The following is a 16663-nucleotide window of genomic DNA, read 5'->3' as shown; positions in this document are numbered from 1 at the left end:
GCCAAACCGCAGGATTACAGTTTGCCTAATGCCAGCCCGCCAGCGTCCGTGAGCACACTCGATCCTGCGACCGCATCGCCCCTGCGCGGAACCTTGAAGGGCGCATTGGCGACACTGGTTCTTTTGCTGCTCGCTCTGCTGTTCTGGCAATTGCTGGATCAGCTTCGCGAAACCCAGAAAAACCAGCGTCAGTATACGATTGACCATACCGCCGACCTGGCTGCGCAAGTCAGCTTGAACATGGGGCTCAATGCGCAGATCGCCCTCAACCTGCTACCGATCGTCGAACAGCCGCATAGCGCCGACGAGCTGCAGGCCCTGCTGCGCAAACTGCAACAGTCCATGCCCGACCTGCGAAGTCTGGTTCTGCTCAGCCCCTCAGGGAAAATCCTCAGCGACAGTGCCGTCGACAGTCAGGACGCCAATTACCTGAACGATCTGGTCCGTCGCAGCCGCGCCCAGGCGCACTTTTTCAGTAATGCCGATGATGGCTCAGTGGTGCATCTGTTGTTGCATCAAGCCACCGGCAGCTCACGTGGCTACTGGGCCTTGCGCCTGGCGCCAACATTTTTCACGGCACTGACCAAACAGAACGAAACCGGCAACCGCCCTCTCTGGCTGGTGGAAAACCGCGTCAATCACCAAGTCATCAGCCGCGATCAGACGCTGCCCATGGCCAAGCCCGGCGCGCTGACCCAGGACGAGATGGCCAACAGCGTATTGACCATTCCCCTCAGCAGCAGCGATTGGCAACTGCGCGGGCTGTTCGATCGACAACGAGCGATTGAACAACTGCTGCCAGCATTCGTCGGCAAATGCCTCTTGGGTCTGGCCCTCTCTCTGCTGCCGTTCATCGCACTGATGAACTCGCGTCGCCGCCAGCGTCAGTTGCATGAAGGCCGCCGACGCTATCAGGATATTTTCGAAGGCACCGGTGTCGCCCTGTGCGTACTCGATGTGTCCGGGCTCAAGAGCTTCTTCGACAAAGCCCGGGTAAACAGCACCGAACAATTGCAGGCCTGGCTGGAGATCCCGGAGCAACGTCAGCAACTGCTGCGGGAATTGCGCATCACCGAGGTCAATCAGGTCGCCCTGCAACTGCTCAACGTAAATTCCACCGAACACGCCTGGAAGCTGCTGATCGACGGCGATCCGTCAGAGGCTAATGCCATCGGTGATCAAGTACTAGAGGCGGTGCTCAGTCAGGACAAGCAGCTTGAACTGGAAATCAAGCTTCAGGACGCCAATGGCTGCGATCAACATCTCTGGCTGGTGCTGCGCCTGCCGGAAGACCAGGACGACTGCAACGCGCTGATCCTGAGCATCACCGACATTACCCGCCGCAAGCTCGTCGAGCTGTCATTGCTGGAGCGCGAAGGTTTCTGGTCCGACGTGGTGCGCACCGTGCCGGACCACCTGTACGTCCAGGACGTGCTCAGCCAGCGAATGATCTTCAGCAACCATCACCTGGGGCAGACACTCGGTTACAACCGTACCGAATTGCATCAGATGGGCGAGTATTTCTGGGAAATCCTGCTGCACCCCGAAGATGCCGATGTCTATCACCGCTCCCGTCAGATCCAGCGACAGGCCGGTTACAGACAATTGCTGCAGTGCCAATTGCGTTTCCACCACCGGGACGGCAAATGGCGACGGTTCGAGATTCGCGAACAGGTCCTGGCGCGGGATGCGCAAGGCCAGGTCACCCGAATCATTGGCGTTGCCAAGGACGTCACCGAGCAGATCGAAGCCAGCGAATCCCTGCGCGACAGCGAGCAACGCTATCGAATGCTCGCTGAAAGCATCAGCGACGTGATTTTCTCCACCGACAGCAAGATGGCCCTTAACTACGTCAGCCCGTCGGTCCACGTTGTGTTGGGTTACGACGTCGACTGGATTTTCCGGAACGGCTGGCAATCGACCATCGCCAACCCGCAACAGCTGAGCGGCATTCACAGCCTGATGGACCGGCTCAGCAAGGCGCTGGACAAACCTGAGCAACTGGCCTTGTTGCGCAATCAGGTGCAGACCCAGTTGTTCCTGTTCGATTGCCTGCGGGCCGACGGACGCAAGATTCCGATCGAACTGAGGCTGGTGCTGGTCTGGGATGAACTCGGCGGCTTCGAAGGGGTGCTGGGCGTGGGTCGCGACATCAGCCAGCGACGCCGGGCCGAAAAGGACCTGCGCATGGCCGCAACGGTATTCGAGCACTCGACTTCGGCGATCCTGATCACCGACCCGGCCGGTTATATCGTCCAGGCCAATGAAGCGTTCAGCCGCGTCAGCGGGTATGCCGTGGAGCAGGTGCTCGATCAGCTGCCGAACATGCTGACCGTCGATGAACAGCAGGAAGCCCATCTGCGTTACGTGATCAAGCAATTGCACCAGCACAGCACCTGGGAAGGTGAAGTCTGGCTCAAACGTCGCAATGGCGAACACTACCCCGCCTGGGTCGGGATTACCGCCGTGCTGGATGACGAAGGCGACCTGGCCAGCTATGTGTGCTTCTTCAGCGACATCAGCGAGCGCAAGGCCAGTGAGCAGCGGATTCACCGCCTCGCCTACTACGACGCCCTGACCCACCTGCCCAACCGCACACTGTTCCAGGATCGCCTGCACACGGCACTGCAATCGGCGGAGCGACAGAAGTCCTGGGTGGTGCTGATGTTCCTCGACCTGGACCGTTTCAAGCCGATCAACGACTCCCTGGGCCACGCCGCCGGCGATCGCATGCTCAAGGAAATGGCCACGCGTCTGCTCGGTTGCGTCGACGATGACGACACTGTGGCACGCATGGGCGGTGATGAATTCACCTTGCTGCTGCAGCCGCGCGTCAACCGCGAAACCGCGCTGAACCGGGCGATTCATGTGGCGGAACAGATTCTTGCCAGCCTGGTGAAACCCTTCGTCCTCGAGGGCCGCGAGTTCTTCGTTACGGCCAGTATCGGCATCGCCTTGAGCCCGCAGGATGGCAACGAGCTCAGTCAGCTGATGAAAAACGCCGACACCGCGATGTATCACGCCAAGGAACGCGGCAAGAACAACTTCCAGTTCTACCAGGCGGAGATGAACGCCAGCGCCCTGGAGCGCCTGGAACTGGAAAGCGATTTGCGCCACGCCCTGGAGCAAAACGAATTCGTCTTGTACTACCAGCCGCAGTTCAGTGGCGACGGCAAACGCCTGACCGGCGCCGAAGCACTGCTGCGCTGGCGTCACCCGCGACGCGGCCTGGTACCGCCGGGGGATTTCATTCCGGTGCTCGAAGAGCTGGGTCTGGTGGTGGATGTCGGCGACTGGGTGATCCGAGAGGCCTGCCGTCAGCTCAAGACCTGGCATCAGGCCAAGGTTGGGGTGCCAAAAGTTTCGGTGAACATTTCCGCCCGGCAATTCTCCGATGGTCTGCTCGGCACGCGGATCGCCACCATCCTCAAGGAAACCGGCCTGCCACCGGCGTGCCTGGAGCTGGAACTGACCGAAAGTATCCTGATGCGCGAAGTCAGCGAAGCGATGCAGATTCTCGCCGGGCTGAAAAACCTCGGCCTGAGCATCGCAGTCGACGATTTCGGCACCGGTTACTCATCGCTCAACTACCTCAAGCAATTCCCGATCGACGTGCTCAAGATCGACCGCACCTTCGTCGACGGCCTGCCGTCGGGCGAGCAGGATGCGCAGATTGCCCGGGCGATCATCGCCATGGCCCACAGCCTGAATCTGGCGGTGATTGCCGAGGGGGTGGAAACCCATGAACAGCTCGACTTCCTGCGTGAACATGGGTGCGATGAGGTTCAGGGGTACCTGTTCGGGCGTCCGATGCCGGCAGGGCAATTTGAAGCGCAGTTCAGAAATGATGCGCTTTTCGTGTTCGACTGAAATCTTGCGGTGGGGCTGATGGCCTCATCGCGAGCAAGCTCGCTCCCACAGGGTTTTCGGGTGTACACACAATTTGTGAACCTCAAAGAATCACTGTGGGAGCGAGCTTGCTCGCGATGAGGCCGGCATGATCGCCGCTGATCCCGACATGAAGCCCACTTGTCTGCGACATGATGTCCTTTCATATGTCATCTAAAACCCATTGGGTTAGAATGCTCCCCTTTTCTGCCCCCGATCCTTGAGGACCGCCATGTTCAGCCGTGATTTGACTATTGCCAAGTACGACGCCGATCTCTTTGCCGCCATGGAGCAAGAAGCTCAGCGCCAGGAAGAGCACATTGAGCTGATCGCTTCGGAAAACTACACCAGCCCTGCGGTGATGGAAGCTCAAGGCTCGGTACTGACCAACAAGTACGCCGAAGGCTATCCGGGCAAGCGCTACTACGGTGGTTGCGAGTTCGTCGACGTGGTCGAGCAGCTTGCGATCGACCGCGCCAAGGAACTGTTCGGCGCTGATTACGCCAACGTTCAACCACACGCCGGCTCCCAAGCCAACAGCGCCGTGTACCTGGCCCTGCTGCAAGCGGGCGACACCATCCTGGGCATGAGCCTGGCCCACGGTGGTCACTTGACCCACGGTGCCAGCGTTTCGTCTTCCGGCAAGCTGTACAACGCCGTTCAATACGGCATCGACGGCAACGGCCTGATCGACTACGACGAAGTCGAGCGCCTGGCGGTCGAGCACAAGCCGAAAATGATCGTGGCCGGTTTCTCTGCCTACTCGCAGATCCTCGATTTCCCTCGTTTCCGCGAAATCGCTGACAAGGTCGGCGCTTACCTCTTTGTTGATATGGCTCACGTTGCGGGGCTGGTTGCCGCTGGCGTCTACCCGAACCCGGTGCCATTCGCTGACGTCGTGACCACTACCACCCACAAGACCCTGCGCGGTCCACGTGGCGGCCTGATCCTGGCTCGCGCCAACGCCGACATCGAGAAGAAGCTGAACTCCGCGGTATTCCCGGGCGCCCAGGGCGGCCCGCTGGAGCACGTGATCGCCGCTAAAGCGATCTGCTTCAAGGAAGCCCTGCAGCCTGAGTTCAAGGCTTACCAGCAACAAGTGGTGAAAAACGCCCAGACCATGGCCAGCGTGTTCATCGAGCGTGGCTTCGACATCGTCTCCGGCGGTACTGAAAACCACCTGTTCCTGCTGTCGCTGATCAAGCAAGAGATCTCTGGCAAGGACGCCGACGCCGCGCTGGGCAAGGCTTTCATCACCGTGAACAAGAACTCCGTGCCAAACGATCCACGCTCCCCGTTCGTCACCTCCGGCCTGCGCTTCGGCACCCCGGCCGTGACCACTCGCGGCTTCAAGGAAGCAGAGTGCAAGGAACTGGCTGGCTGGATCTGCGACATCCTGGCGGACCTGAACAACGAAGCGGTGATCGACGCCGTTCGTGAGAAGGTCAAGGCCATTTGCAAGAAGCTGCCGGTGTACGGCGCGTGATTGCATAGCTGAACCGCAATAAGAAAACCGGCCAGCGATGGCCGGTTTTTTTTCGTCTGTAAACCGGTCCCTGTGGGAGCGAGACCGGCTTGCCGGCGAAAGCGGTATCGGACCCGCTGAAAATTTCAGGCCTTACTCTGCAGCCACCCGCGCAAACCCCTCACGAATTTTCTCTTCAGGCAAATCATCGGCAATAAACACAATCACGCTTTCCCGCGCCTCACCTTCCGCCCACTCCGTATCCCAATCGAATCCGTACAACTTCAGTACGCCCTGGAACACCATGCGCCGCGGCTCGCCAAGGATGTTCAATACACCTTTGTAGCGCAGCAATTGCTTGCCATGCTCTTCCAGCAGTTCGTTCATGAACTCGCTGAGCCTGTCGATATCCAGCGGCTTGTCTGTACGCAGCACCAGGCTGGAAATGCGGTCGACGGAAGGCGCCTTGCTCACGGGCCGCAAACTCACACCGCCACCGAGGTCGGCATTGAGATTGAATCCACGCACATCGAGCAATTCGGCCAGGTCGATCTTGCCGTGGTCGACTATCCGGATCGGCGCGCGACGATTGATCCGGGTCAGGCGTTCACTCAACGCAGTGAAGGTCGCCTCGTCCACCAGATCGCGCTTGCTCACCAGCAGGCGGTCGGCGAAACCGATCTGGGCCTGGGCGATGGTCTGGGTCAGGTGGGTGTCGGCATGTGCCGCGTCCACCAGGGTAATGATGCCGTCGAGGATATAACGCTCGCGCAGCTCTTCGTCGATGAAAAAAGTTTGCGCCACCGGTGCCGGATCGGCCAGGCCGGTGCATTCGATCACCAGGCGGTCGAAGGCGATTTCGCCGCTGTCCAGGCGTTCCAGCAGCAGGTACAGCGCTTTGGTCAGGTCGGTGTGAATGGTGCAGCAGACGCAGCCGTTGGACAGTGTCATCACTTGCACCGGCTCATCGCCCAACAGTTGGGTGTCGATACCGGCGTCGCTGAATTCGTTTTCGATCACGGCGATTTTCAGGCCGTGTTCGGCTTTGAGCAGGTGGCGTAACAGTGTGGTTTTTCCCGCGCCGAGGAAGCCGCTGAGGATCGTGACCGGGATTGGTGTGAGCAAAACAAAAATCTCCCATGCGCTAAAAGAACTGTAGGAGCCCGGCTTGCCGGCGATGGCGTCCGTGAGATCGCTATCGCCAGCAAGCCGGCTCCTACAGGTTCGTGTTGCCTAGTGCTGCATCAACAGCACTTGGGCCCACCCTTGCCACCGTAACGCGCTTCTTGACGTTCACGGAAGAACATCTCATAGCTCATCACCGGTTTGTCCGGGTGTTTGTTCTGCATATGCTCGACGTAGTTGTCGTAGTCGGGCATGCCGACCATCAGGCGCGCGGCCTGACCGAGGTATTTACCCAGGCGACTCAAGTCATTGAACATGTTTGCACTCCTCGATCACGCATCCGGCAGGGCCTGGAACGGTGCTTCTTTATCCGTGCGTTCCTTGGTGCCCCAGGCGGCAATACCGACCTTGAGCGCATAGAACAGGATGCTGAACACCACGAACAGGAACAGCGCCGTCAGCGTGGCGTTGGTGTAGGCATTGAAAATCACGTGCTGCATTTGGGTGATGTCCTTGGCCGGGGCGAGGATCTGGCCATTGGCCAGGGCATCGCTGTATTTCTTCGCCAGCGACAGGAAGCCGATCGCCGGGTTGGCGTCGAACAGCTTGATGAAGCCGGCCGTGGTGGTGCAGATCAGCAGCCAGACCGCGGGCAGCATGGTGACCCAGACGTAGCGTTGACGCTTCATCTTGATCAGCACCACCGTCGCCAGCATCAGCGCGATCCCCGCCAGCATCTGGTTGGAGATACCGAACAGCGGCCACAAAGTGTTGATGCCGCCCAGCGGATCTATCACGCCCTGATACAGCAGCCAACCCCACATGGTCACGCAACCGGCGGTGGCGATCAGGTTGGCGGTCCAGGACTCGGTGCGTTTCAGCGCTGGCACGAAGGAGCCGAGCAAGTCCTGGAGCATGAAGCGACCGGCACGGGTACCGGCGTCTACCGCGGTCAGGATAAACAATGCTTCGAACAGGATCGCGAAGTGGTACCAGAACGCCATGGTGTTTTCACCCGGCAGGACACTGTGCAGGATCTGCGCGATGCCGACCGCCAGGGTCGGCGCACCGCCGGCACGGGCCAGGATGGTGGTCTCGCCGATGTCCTTGGCCACCGCTTGCAGCGCTTCCGGAGTAATTGCAAAACCCCAGCTGCTGACGGTCTGAGCTACAGACACCACATCACTTCCGACGATCGCCGCCGGGCTGTTCATGGCGAAGTACACACCCGGCTCGATCACCGAAGCGGCCACCATGGCCATGATGGCGACGAAGGATTCCATCAGCATGGCGCCGTAACCGATGTAACGGGAGTTGACCTCGTTATCCAGCAACTTCGGTGTGGTGCCGGAGGAGATCAACGCGTGGAAACCGGAAACCGCGCCACAGGCGATGGTGATGAACAGGAACGGGAACAGACCGCCCTTCCACACCGGCCCGGTGCCGTCGGTGAACTGGGTCAATGCCGGCATTTTCAGCTCGGGCATGGTGACCAGGATGCCGATCGCCAGGGCGACGATGGTACCGATCTTGAGGAAGGTCGACAGGTAGTCGCGCGGCGCCAGAATCAGCCAGACCGGTAACGAGGCGGCCACAAAACCGTAACCGACCAGCATCCAGGTAATCTGCACACCGGTGAAGCTGAACGCCTTGGCCCAGACCGGATCGGCGGCAATCTGCCCGCCCAGCCAGATCGAACCGAGCAGCAGCGCCACACCGACCACGGAGATTTCACCGATGCGGCCCGGGCGGATGTAGCGCATGTAGATGCCCATGAACATCGCGATCGGGATGGTCGCCATCACCGTGAAAATGCCCCACGGACTTTCGGCCAGGGCCTTGACCACGATCAGCGCCAGCACCGCGAGGATGATGATCATGATCAGGAAGCAGCCGAACAAGGCGATGGTGCCGGGGATGCGGCCCATTTCTTCGCGGACCATGTCGCCCAGGGAGCGACCGTTGCGCCGGGTCGACAGGAACAGGACCATGAAATCCTGCACCGCACCGGCCAGCACCACCCCGGCAATCAGCCACAGCGTACCGGGCAGGTAGCCCATCTGCGCGGCCAGGACCGGACCCACCAGCGGCCCCGCACCCGCGATGGCCGCGAAGTGGTGACCGAACAGGATGTGTTTGTTGGTCGGCACGTAGTCCAGACCGTCATTGTTGAGCACGGCGGGGGTGGCCCGTCGCGGATCGAGTTGCATCACATTGTTAGCGATGAACAAACTGTAGTAACGGTACGCAACCAAATAAATAGCCACGGCGGCGACCACAATCCACAAGGCGTTGATCGCCTCGCCTCGGCGCAATGCCACGACACCAAGGGCGCACGCTCCCACAATTGCCAGCAGCAGCCAGGGTATGTGGCGTAGCAGGCCATTATTATTTTTCATTTTATGATTCCAGCCAGGGTGGACAAGAAAGACAGCCATCCCGAGTTTAGCTCGCCTGACAGCAAAGGCCATACCCCGATGGTGGACTGGACGCCTGCCTGGCTCGCAGGCTTTAGCTTTACCGGTCTATAGTCAGCGGACATTTCGAGGATTGCGCCATGAGCGAGCACCCTGCCGATCGCCGCCACTTTAAACGTATTGCATTCGATGCCCGAACCGAATTGGGTCAGGGGGAATTTATCTGGCCTGTGAAGCTGATCGACTTGTCACTGAAGGGTCTGTTGATCGAAAAGCCGGAGCCGTGGCTGGGAAATCGGGAACAGGATTTTTTCGTCGACATTCATCTGAGCGATGACGTCGAAATCAGGATGGATGTGCAGCTGACCCACGACGATTACGGCCGGCTCGGGTTTGTCTGCCAGCACATCAGCCTGGAATCAGTGGAGCAGCTGCGGCGCTTGATCGAACTCAATCTGGGCGATCCGCAGGAGCTCGAGCGGGAATTGGGCGTGCTGATCGAAATCTAACGGCCTACGACAGCCCAAGGTGGGAGCGGGCTCGCTCGCGAAAACGGTCCTCCATTGAACATTGATGTCGTCTGATCCGACGCCTTCGCGAGCAAGCCCGCTCCTACAGGGACTGTGTTCAACCAGCCAGCTATTCGAACAACGCGTCGAGGGCCTGCTCCAGGCGAGTGACGGCAATAATCTGCAACCCTGGCGGCGCCTCCTTCGGCGCATTGCCCTTGGGCACGATGGCACGCTTGAAGCCGTGCTTGGCTGCTTCCTTCAAGCGCTCCTGGCCGCTCGGCACCGGACGCACTTCGCCCGACAGCCCCACCTCACCGAACACAAGCAAATCATGGGGCAGCGGCCGATTGCGCAAACTGGACATGACCGCCGCCATCAGCGCCAGGTCGGAGGCCGTTTCCAGCACCTTCACCCCACCGACCACATTGAGGAACACGTCCTGATCGTGGGTCGGAATGCCGCCGTGACGGTGCAATACCGCCAGCAACATCGCCAGGCGATTCTGATCCAGCCCCAGCGTTACCCGACGCGGGTTAGCCAGGTGACTGTCATCCACCAGGGCCTGGACTTCCACCAGCATCGGCCGGGTCCCTTCCCACGTCGCCATGACCACACTACCAGGCACTTCTTCCTGGGCACGAGTCAGGAAAATCGCCGACGGGTTGGAGACTTCCTTCAAGCCCTTGTCGGTCATGCCGAACACCCCCAGCTCGTTGACCGCGCCGAACCGGTTCTTCACCGCCCGCAGCAGACGCAAGCGCCCGTCGGATTCGCCTTCGAAATACAACACAGTGTCGACCATATGCTCCAGCACGCGCGGCCCGGCCAACGCCCCCTCCTTGGTCACGTGGCCGACAAGGAAAATCGCCGTACCGCTCTGCTTGGCATAGCGCACCAGCAAGGCTGCGCTTTCGCGAACCTGGGAGACGCCACCCGGCGCCGATTGCAATTGTTCGGTGAAAATCGTCTGGATCGAATCGATCACCATGACCTTGGGCTTTTCCTGCCGGGCCGTGGCGATGATGGTTTCGATGCAGGTTTCGGTCATGACCCGCAATTGATCCTGAGGCAAGCCCAGACGTCGGGCACGCATGGCCACTTGTTGCTGGGATTCTTCGCCTGTGACGTACAGGGCGGGCATGCTCTTGGCGAGATTGCACAAGGTCTGCAGCAGAATGGTCGATTTACCTATGCCGGGGTCGCCGCCGATCAAGACCACCGAACCGTCCACCAGGCCCCCGCCCAGGACCCGATCAAGTTCGCCGGAAGCGGTGGAGAAGCGTGGAATTTCTTCGACACTGACTTCGGCCAGGGTCCTGATCTGCGCCTGCTGACCCGTCCAGCCGGTGCGACCGCTGGGAGCCGCGGCGCCGCCGCTCTCGACCATGGTTTCCGTCAGGGTATTCCAGGCTCCGCACTCACCGCACTGGCCGGCCCATTTGGGAAAGGTTGAGCCACACTCGGTGCAGCCATACATGCGCTTGGCCTTGGCCATCGGAACTCCCGGCAAAAACCGCGATGATAGCTCAGCTGGACTGGAACAGCGCGATGCAGTTGCCCAGCGGATTGGCTACGGAAAGTTGCAGGCATCCTGGATGCATGTTCCGTATTACATTTCGATTACAACCTGGAAAAACCTGTACAGCGTTACGCCAACGCTGAATATAAATGAGGGCTTTATCCCTACAACACCAATCAAACTTATACAAACCCTTACAGCATTCATTTATGAATGTACAAGCTCGCCCAAACATATCGAATTAATAAATATTACTGGGCGTACGATTACAACTTTGATCTCGCCCCGTGAACAGGTCGAGAAAGCCTGAATCTGAACCGTGCAAGCCAATTATCGATACATCACTTGCACTGACTTCGACCGTTCAGATACCGCCTGTTTTTAACGGGTCCATCAGCATCCGTGGCAAACCAATAGAAGCCATCGGGCGATGGAAAATGACCGCGTGGGCTAGCGAAAACCAACTGGGGACGACCCGATGTCCACGGATTCAGCACGTGCACAAATGAGGGCGTTTTTGTAAACTTTTTACCGACGTTCCGGTCGATAGCAAGCGAACACTGTTAGCAGATGCTTCGAGCAAAACGCTTTTTGCTGATTTACACTGCTGGCACCTACCTCATCTGTAACAAGGAAATAACCCATGGGCGTGATCAGTGAGTTCAAAGCCTTCGCGGTCAAAGGCAATGTGGTTGACATGGCCGTCGGTATCATCATCGGTGCCGCCTTCGGCAAGATCGTTTCGTCGTTCGTCGGCGACGTGATCATGCCACCTATCGGCCTGTTGATCGGCGGGGTAGATTTCACCGACCTGGCCATCACGCTCAAGGCCGCCAACGGGGACGCCCCGGCGGTGGTGCTGGCGTATGGTAAATTCATCCAGAGCATGATCGACTTCATCATCGTCGCCTTCGCGATCTTCCTTGGCGTAAAAGCCATCAATCGCCTGAAGCGCGAAGAAGCCGTTGCGCCAACCCTGCCACCGGTTCCCACCAAGGAAGAAGAGCTGCTGGGCGAGATCCGCGACCTGCTGAAGGCCCAGAACAATCGACCTTCGTGATCTGTGCATTCAAAAATTGCGCCTTCGGGGCGCCATTTTTTTACCCTGTAGGAGCGAGCTCGCTCGCGATGGACGCAAGAACGCCGCGTTTAACCAGCAAACTCGCGTTATCGTTTACGACCATCGCGAGCAAGCTCGCTCCTACAGGGGGCTGCATTCGCTTCAGTAAATGGCATTGGCCCTCGGGGCGCCATTTTTTTTACCAGTAGTTTTCCACCGCAACCTGGCCGGGCCGCCGGGTCAGACTCAAATGCATGTGACGCTGTTTAAGCAGCTTTCGCGTGTCATCGATCATCTGCGGATTGCCGCAAAGCATGACTCGGGAATGCTCGGCTGCCAGTGTCACCCCGGCCGCCTGCTCCAACTCACCGTTTTCAATCAGGGTGGTGATCCGGCCATTCAAGGCGCCAGGATGTTGTTCGCGCGTGACAGTGGCGATGAACCGCAACTTGTGTGCGTGCTCCGCCAAATAGTCACGCTGGGCCAGGCCCGCAACCAGCTGCTGGTAAGCCAGTTCCCGGGCTTCGCGCACGCTGTAGACCAGGATGATTCGCTCGAATTTTTCCCAGACCTCGAAATCCTGCAGAATCGACAGGAACGGTGCCACGCCGGTGCCTGTGGACAACAACCAGAGGTCACGGCCGTCGATAAAGCGATCCAGTGTCAGGTAACCGAAGGCCTGACGGTCGACCAGCAGCGTGTCGCCGACTTCCAGCCGGCTCAGTTCACTGGTGAATTCCCCTCCCGGCACCACGATTGAGAAGAACTCGAGGAATTCATCATAGGGTGACGAAACCATGGAGTAAGCGCGCCACACCGTGCTGCCATCAGCCTTGGTCACGCCCAACCGGGCGAATTGCCCTGCTCGAAAGCGAAACCCCGGATCCCTGGTGGTCCGCAAGGTAAACAGGTTGGAAGTCAATGGCTGAACGTCGAGCAAGGTCTGGCGCGTGAATTTTTCTACACTGGCGGTCATGGGTCGCTCCATACAACTGATAATGCCCAGTGTCCCGCAAAGCAAGGGAACTTAACACCGACGATTTGTAGTGCCTTTACGAAGGATACCCGCTACTTCATTTCGCATTTTTTTCACAACTACCGCCATCCATTCCATACAGACAAATCAGAATTAAACCCGACATTCAAACTCCGAGTTGTATTAGAACTGGATATTTAGATTTCAGCGCACTGACAAGCTAAAAATTCTCACAACGATGTAGGATTCGTCCTACACTCGGGACGTGCCGGATCTCGGATCCAATTTAGCGCCAAACGGAAAGAGAATGGAGACCCAGGATGGAAAGGTGGATGGAGTCACAACTAAACAAACTGTCGTGCACAACAGAGATAGATACCGCCTACCGTATCGCACTTGGCTTCGCGAAAAACATAGGGTTCAAATTTTTCGCGTTTTCAACAACTTATAAAACCAATCTCGATCAATACGAGACTATCAGGTTCAACAACTACCCTGCTGCCTGGAACAAGGAATATGAACAGAAGCAAATGAGCGTAATCGACCCGGTAGTGGCTCATTGCAATCAATCCATGTTGCCTATTCTATGGAGTGAAGAGCTATTCGCCCCTGTACCAACGCTCTGGGAATCGCTTGAAGCACAAGGCCTGCAACACGGTTGGTCTCACGCCATCCATGATGAGGGCAACGAGTTTTGCAGCATTCTGAGCCTGGCGAGAAGCCACTGCCCGATCACCGCATTCGAGCTGTATGAACATCTTGGCTTTTCAGTCTTCATGGGCCGCCATCTGCATGCCTTGATCGCGCAGACCTTGCCAAAAAAAGCCGAGACACTACCCGCTTCGCATCTAACCGCCAGGGAAATCGACGTATTGAAACTGGCAGCCGATGGCAAGACCGCGTATGAGAGCGCCAGAATTCTCAACCTCAGCCCGCGCACCATCAATTTTCATGTGCAGAGCGCGATTGTGAAACTCGGCGTCAACAACAAGACTGCGGCAGTCATCACCGCGGCCAAGGAGGGCTACCTCAGCAGCGACGCGACGCGTTGATAGATAAAACCTGCGGGTAATCCAGAAGAAAAAAACGTACCATTTGCGGTCCTTCCTGAGTGATGACGTGTGAAGCTTCACGACGCAGTACGCTCGGATGGTCTCGCGCGCAACCAATGCCCCCGGGCCGCGGGAAACCTGTTGATTGTCCCTGTTGATTTCCCCAGAGTCCCCGCGCCATGCCATTGCTCGAAACACCCTTCGCCCGACTTGACCTGATCCGCCAGCCCGAACAGCAGAACGAACCACTGCAGGCGTTTGATGCCGCGGATGAATACCTGCTCAATTATCTGGCCGAACAACAACCGGGCGCGGACTCTCGAGTACTGGTGCTTAACGACAGCTTCGGCGCGTTGGCCGCCAGCTTGCAGGGCAAGGTCCGGGTGATCAGCAGCGGCGATTCGTTCCTGGCCTTTCAAGGCTTGGAAAAGAACCTGATCCGTAACGGCCAGGCATTTGATGCGGTGCCGAGCGTACCTGCCAGCGAAGCACTCACGGGGCCCTTCGACCGGGTGTTGATCCGGGTGCCGAAAACCCTGGCCTTGCTGGAGGAGCAACTGATCCGCATCCAGGGCCAGCTGGCACCGGGCGCCCAAGTGATTGCCGGCGCCATGATCAAGCACCTGCCCCGCGCCGCGGGCGATCTGCTGGAGCGTTACATCGGGCCGGTGCACGCCTCGCTGGCGGTGAAGAAAGCACGGCTGTTGATCGCTGACGCTGAAGCCAAAGCGGCGGCTATTTCTCCCTACCCCACGCGCTATCGACTCGACGAGCCTGCGATCGAACTGCTTAACCATGCCAACGTATTCTGCCGTGAAGGGTTGGATATCGGCACCCGGGCATTTCTGCCGCACTTGCCCAGGAACCTCGGCGCGGCGAGGGTTGCCGACCTCGGTTGCGGAAACGGCGTTCTGGCCATCGCCAGCGCTCTGCAAAACCCTGAAGCTCTTTACACGTTGGTGGACGAGTCTTACATGGCGGTGCAATCTGCTGCAGAAAACTGGCAGAAGGCGCTGGGTGATCGGCCAGTCACCGTGCGTGCCGGCGATGGGCTGGCCGGGCAGGAACCACAGTCTCTGGACGTGGTGCTGTGCAACCCGCCGTTTCACCAGCAACAAGTGATCGGCGACTTCCTGGCCTGGCGGATGTTTCAGCAGGCACGAGAAGCCTTGGTGGTGGGCGGCGCGTTGTACATCGTCGGCAACCGTCACCTGGGGTATCACAGCAAGCTCGCACGCTTGTTTCGCGGCGTCGAACAAGTCGCCGCCACACCCAAGTTCGTGATCCTCAAAGCCCGAAAATAATCTCGGGTAAAAAAACCCTGCGATCGTGGAGGGTTGCAAACCCATGCCACAGGCAAGGGATGGGATGTTGCGCAATCAGTGAGTCGACAAGCCCGCGGCGTTCATGAACATGCGCATCAGGCTCGCGACGATGAACAGCGCCACGACGCTGCCGGTCCAGATCATTGCCAGCCAGCCCAGTCGCTGCCACAGCGGTTTTTTCTCTGCTGCTTCGATTTCCCGCAAGGAATGTTTGCCGGTCATTGCTTCGATCCTCCGTTAGATCGACGGCGTCTTTAACGACGCCATCGCGGGAGCGCCGCCCGGGGCAAGCCCGCTCCCACAGATTAATTGAAACTAGTGGTAGCCATCTTCGTGGGTAACCTTGCCGCGGAACACGTAGTAGCTCCAGAAGGTGTAACCCAGGATGAACGGGATGATGAATAACGTCCCCACCAGCATGAAGCCCTGGCTTTGCGGCGGCGCCGCCGCGTCCCAGATCGAGATCGAGGGCGGCACGATGTTCGGCCACAAGCTGATGCCCAGACCGCTGTAGCCGAGGAAAATCAGCACCAGCGTCAGCAGGAACGGCGTGTAATTCGCATTGCGGGCCACGGCGCGAATCAGTCCGTACAGGGTCACCAGCACCAGGATCGGCACCGGCAGGAACCAGAACAGGTTGGGCAGGCTGAACCAGCGAGCGGCGATGTCGGTGTGAGCCAATGGCGTCCAGATGCTGACGATACCGATCACTGCCAGCAGGACAAACGCCAGCGGCCGCGCCAGGTCATGCATCTGTTCTTGCAACTTGCCTTCGGTTTTCATGATCAGCCAGGTGCAACCGAGCAGCGCATAAGCCACCACCAGCGCCGCGCCACAGAACATCGTGAACGGCGTCAGCCAGTCCAGCGAGCCACCGGCGAATTGACGATTTTCCACCGGGAATCCGTCAATGAACGCACCGAGCGCCACGCCCTGGAAGAACGTGGCGGCAATCGAACCGCCGATGAACGCCTTGTCCCAGAGGTGGCGCTTATGGTCCTTGGCCTTGAAACGGAACTCGAAGGCCACGCCACGGAAGATCAGGCCCATCAGCATGAAAATCAGCGGCAGGTACAAGGCCGAGAGCACCACCGAATAGGCCAGCGGGAACGCGCCAAACAATGCCGCGCCCCCCAGGACCAGCCAGGTTTCGTTGCCGTCCCAGACCGGCGCGACGGTGTTCATCATCACGTCTCGGTCGGTCTTGCCCTTGATGAATGGAAAGAGAATGCCGATGCCCAGATCGAAGCCGTCCATGACCACGTACATCATGATGCCGAAGATGATGATCACGGCCCAGATCAGCGGAAGATCGATACCCATG

14 protein-coding genes are annotated in these 16663 nt (G+C 58.8%); 7 read left to right on the top strand and 7 right to left on the bottom strand.

The annotated features are described in order from the left end of the window. The first annotated feature begins 21 nt into the window (after nucleotides 1-21). Nucleotides 22-3870, top strand: coding sequence for a sensor domain-containing protein (locus tag J2W17_RS20335; protein ID WP_307338268.1), 3849 nt, complete (start codon nucleotides 22-24; stop codon nucleotides 3868-3870). A 250-nt stretch (nucleotides 3871-4120) separates the two neighbouring features. After that, on the top strand, nucleotides 4121-5374 hold the full coding sequence (gene glyA, locus J2W17_RS20330) for a serine hydroxymethyltransferase (RefSeq protein ID WP_307338265.1): 1254 nt from the start codon (nucleotides 4121-4123) through the stop codon (nucleotides 5372-5374). 132 nt (nucleotides 5375-5506) lie between these two features. On the opposite strand, the gene yjiA is transcribed toward glyA, so the two are convergent. The 3 genes from yjiA to J2W17_RS20315 form a co-directional block, all read right to left on the bottom strand. Next, the gene (gene yjiA / locus J2W17_RS20325) at nucleotides 5507-6478 is read right to left on the bottom strand and encodes a GTPase (protein WP_307338262.1); all 972 of its coding nucleotides are present in this window, start codon (nucleotides 6476-6478) and stop codon (nucleotides 5507-5509) included. Nucleotides 6479-6597: 119 nt separating this feature from the next. Continuing rightward, a complete protein-coding gene (locus J2W17_RS20320) occupies nucleotides 6598-6795 on the bottom strand; it encodes a YbdD/YjiX family protein (protein ID WP_054616680.1) in 198 nt (65 codons plus the stop codon). 15 nt (nucleotides 6796-6810) lie between these two features. Next, nucleotides 6811-8877: a carbon starvation CstA family protein gene (locus tag J2W17_RS20315; RefSeq protein ID WP_307338258.1), complete on the bottom strand. Its 2067-nt coding sequence runs from the start codon at nucleotides 8875-8877 to the stop codon at nucleotides 6811-6813. A 158-nt stretch (nucleotides 8878-9035) separates the two neighbouring features. Here J2W17_RS20315 and J2W17_RS20310 point away from each other — a divergent pair, with 158 nt between their 5' ends. Continuing rightward, complete coding sequence (locus J2W17_RS20310; protein ID WP_307338255.1) at nucleotides 9036-9404, top strand: PilZ domain-containing protein; 369 nt, start codon at nucleotides 9036-9038, stop codon at nucleotides 9402-9404. Nucleotides 9405-9534: 130 nt separating this feature from the next. On the opposite strand, the gene radA is transcribed toward J2W17_RS20310, so the two are convergent. Next, nucleotides 9535-10902 carry a DNA repair protein RadA gene (radA, locus tag J2W17_RS20305; RefSeq protein WP_064675792.1) on the bottom strand — a complete coding sequence of 456 codons (1368 nt, stop codon included), beginning with the start codon at nucleotides 10900-10902 and terminating at the stop codon, nucleotides 9535-9537. Here radA and J2W17_RS20300 point away from each other — a divergent pair. Beyond that, nucleotides 10883-11236 carry a hypothetical protein gene (locus tag J2W17_RS20300; RefSeq protein ID WP_307338248.1) on the top strand — a complete coding sequence of 118 codons (354 nt, stop codon included), beginning with the start codon at nucleotides 10883-10885 and terminating at the stop codon, nucleotides 11234-11236. The two genes, radA and J2W17_RS20300, sit on opposite strands and share 20 nt — an antisense overlap. A gap of 333 nt (nucleotides 11237-11569) precedes the next feature. Beyond that, nucleotides 11570-11986 (top strand): large-conductance mechanosensitive channel protein MscL, encoded by a 417-nt coding sequence (gene mscL, locus J2W17_RS20295; RefSeq protein ID WP_307338245.1) that lies wholly within the window; start codon nucleotides 11570-11572, stop codon nucleotides 11984-11986. Nucleotides 11987-12185: 199 nt separating this feature from the next. On the opposite strand, the gene J2W17_RS20290 is transcribed toward mscL, so the two are convergent. After that, nucleotides 12186-12962, bottom strand: coding sequence for a ferredoxin--NADP reductase (locus J2W17_RS20290; RefSeq protein WP_307338242.1), 777 nt, complete (start codon nucleotides 12960-12962; stop codon nucleotides 12186-12188). Between the two features lie 320 nt (nucleotides 12963-13282). On the opposite strand from J2W17_RS20290, the gene J2W17_RS20285 reads away from it, so the two are divergent. After that, nucleotides 13283-14014 carry a helix-turn-helix transcriptional regulator gene (locus J2W17_RS20285; RefSeq protein ID WP_307338239.1) on the top strand — a complete coding sequence of 244 codons (732 nt, stop codon included), beginning with the start codon at nucleotides 13283-13285 and terminating at the stop codon, nucleotides 14012-14014. A 179-nt stretch (nucleotides 14015-14193) separates the two neighbouring features. Next, complete coding sequence (locus tag J2W17_RS20280) at nucleotides 14194-15318, top strand: methyltransferase (RefSeq protein WP_307338236.1); 1125 nt, start codon at nucleotides 14194-14196, stop codon at nucleotides 15316-15318. Nucleotides 15319-15393: 75 nt separating this feature from the next. Here J2W17_RS20280 and J2W17_RS20275 read toward each other — a convergent pair whose 3' ends face one another. Beyond that, nucleotides 15394-15561 carry a DUF2474 domain-containing protein gene (locus J2W17_RS20275; RefSeq protein ID WP_307338233.1) on the bottom strand — a complete coding sequence of 56 codons (168 nt, stop codon included), beginning with the start codon at nucleotides 15559-15561 and terminating at the stop codon, nucleotides 15394-15396. 93 nt (nucleotides 15562-15654) lie between these two features. Further along, nucleotides 15655-16662 carry a cytochrome d ubiquinol oxidase subunit II gene (gene cydB, locus J2W17_RS20270; RefSeq protein ID WP_307338230.1) on the bottom strand — a complete coding sequence of 336 codons (1008 nt, stop codon included), beginning with the start codon at nucleotides 16660-16662 and terminating at the stop codon, nucleotides 15655-15657. Between the last annotated feature and the right edge of the window lies 1 nt (nucleotide 16663).

The sequence above is a fragment of the Pseudomonas lini genome (genome assembly GCF_030812475.1).
GTDB classification, from domain to species: Bacteria; Pseudomonadota; Gammaproteobacteria; order Pseudomonadales; family Pseudomonadaceae; genus Aquipseudomonas; species Aquipseudomonas lini_A.
Note: the sequence above shows the minus strand (reverse complement) of the source record. Positions and strands in the feature narration are given on the sequence as shown.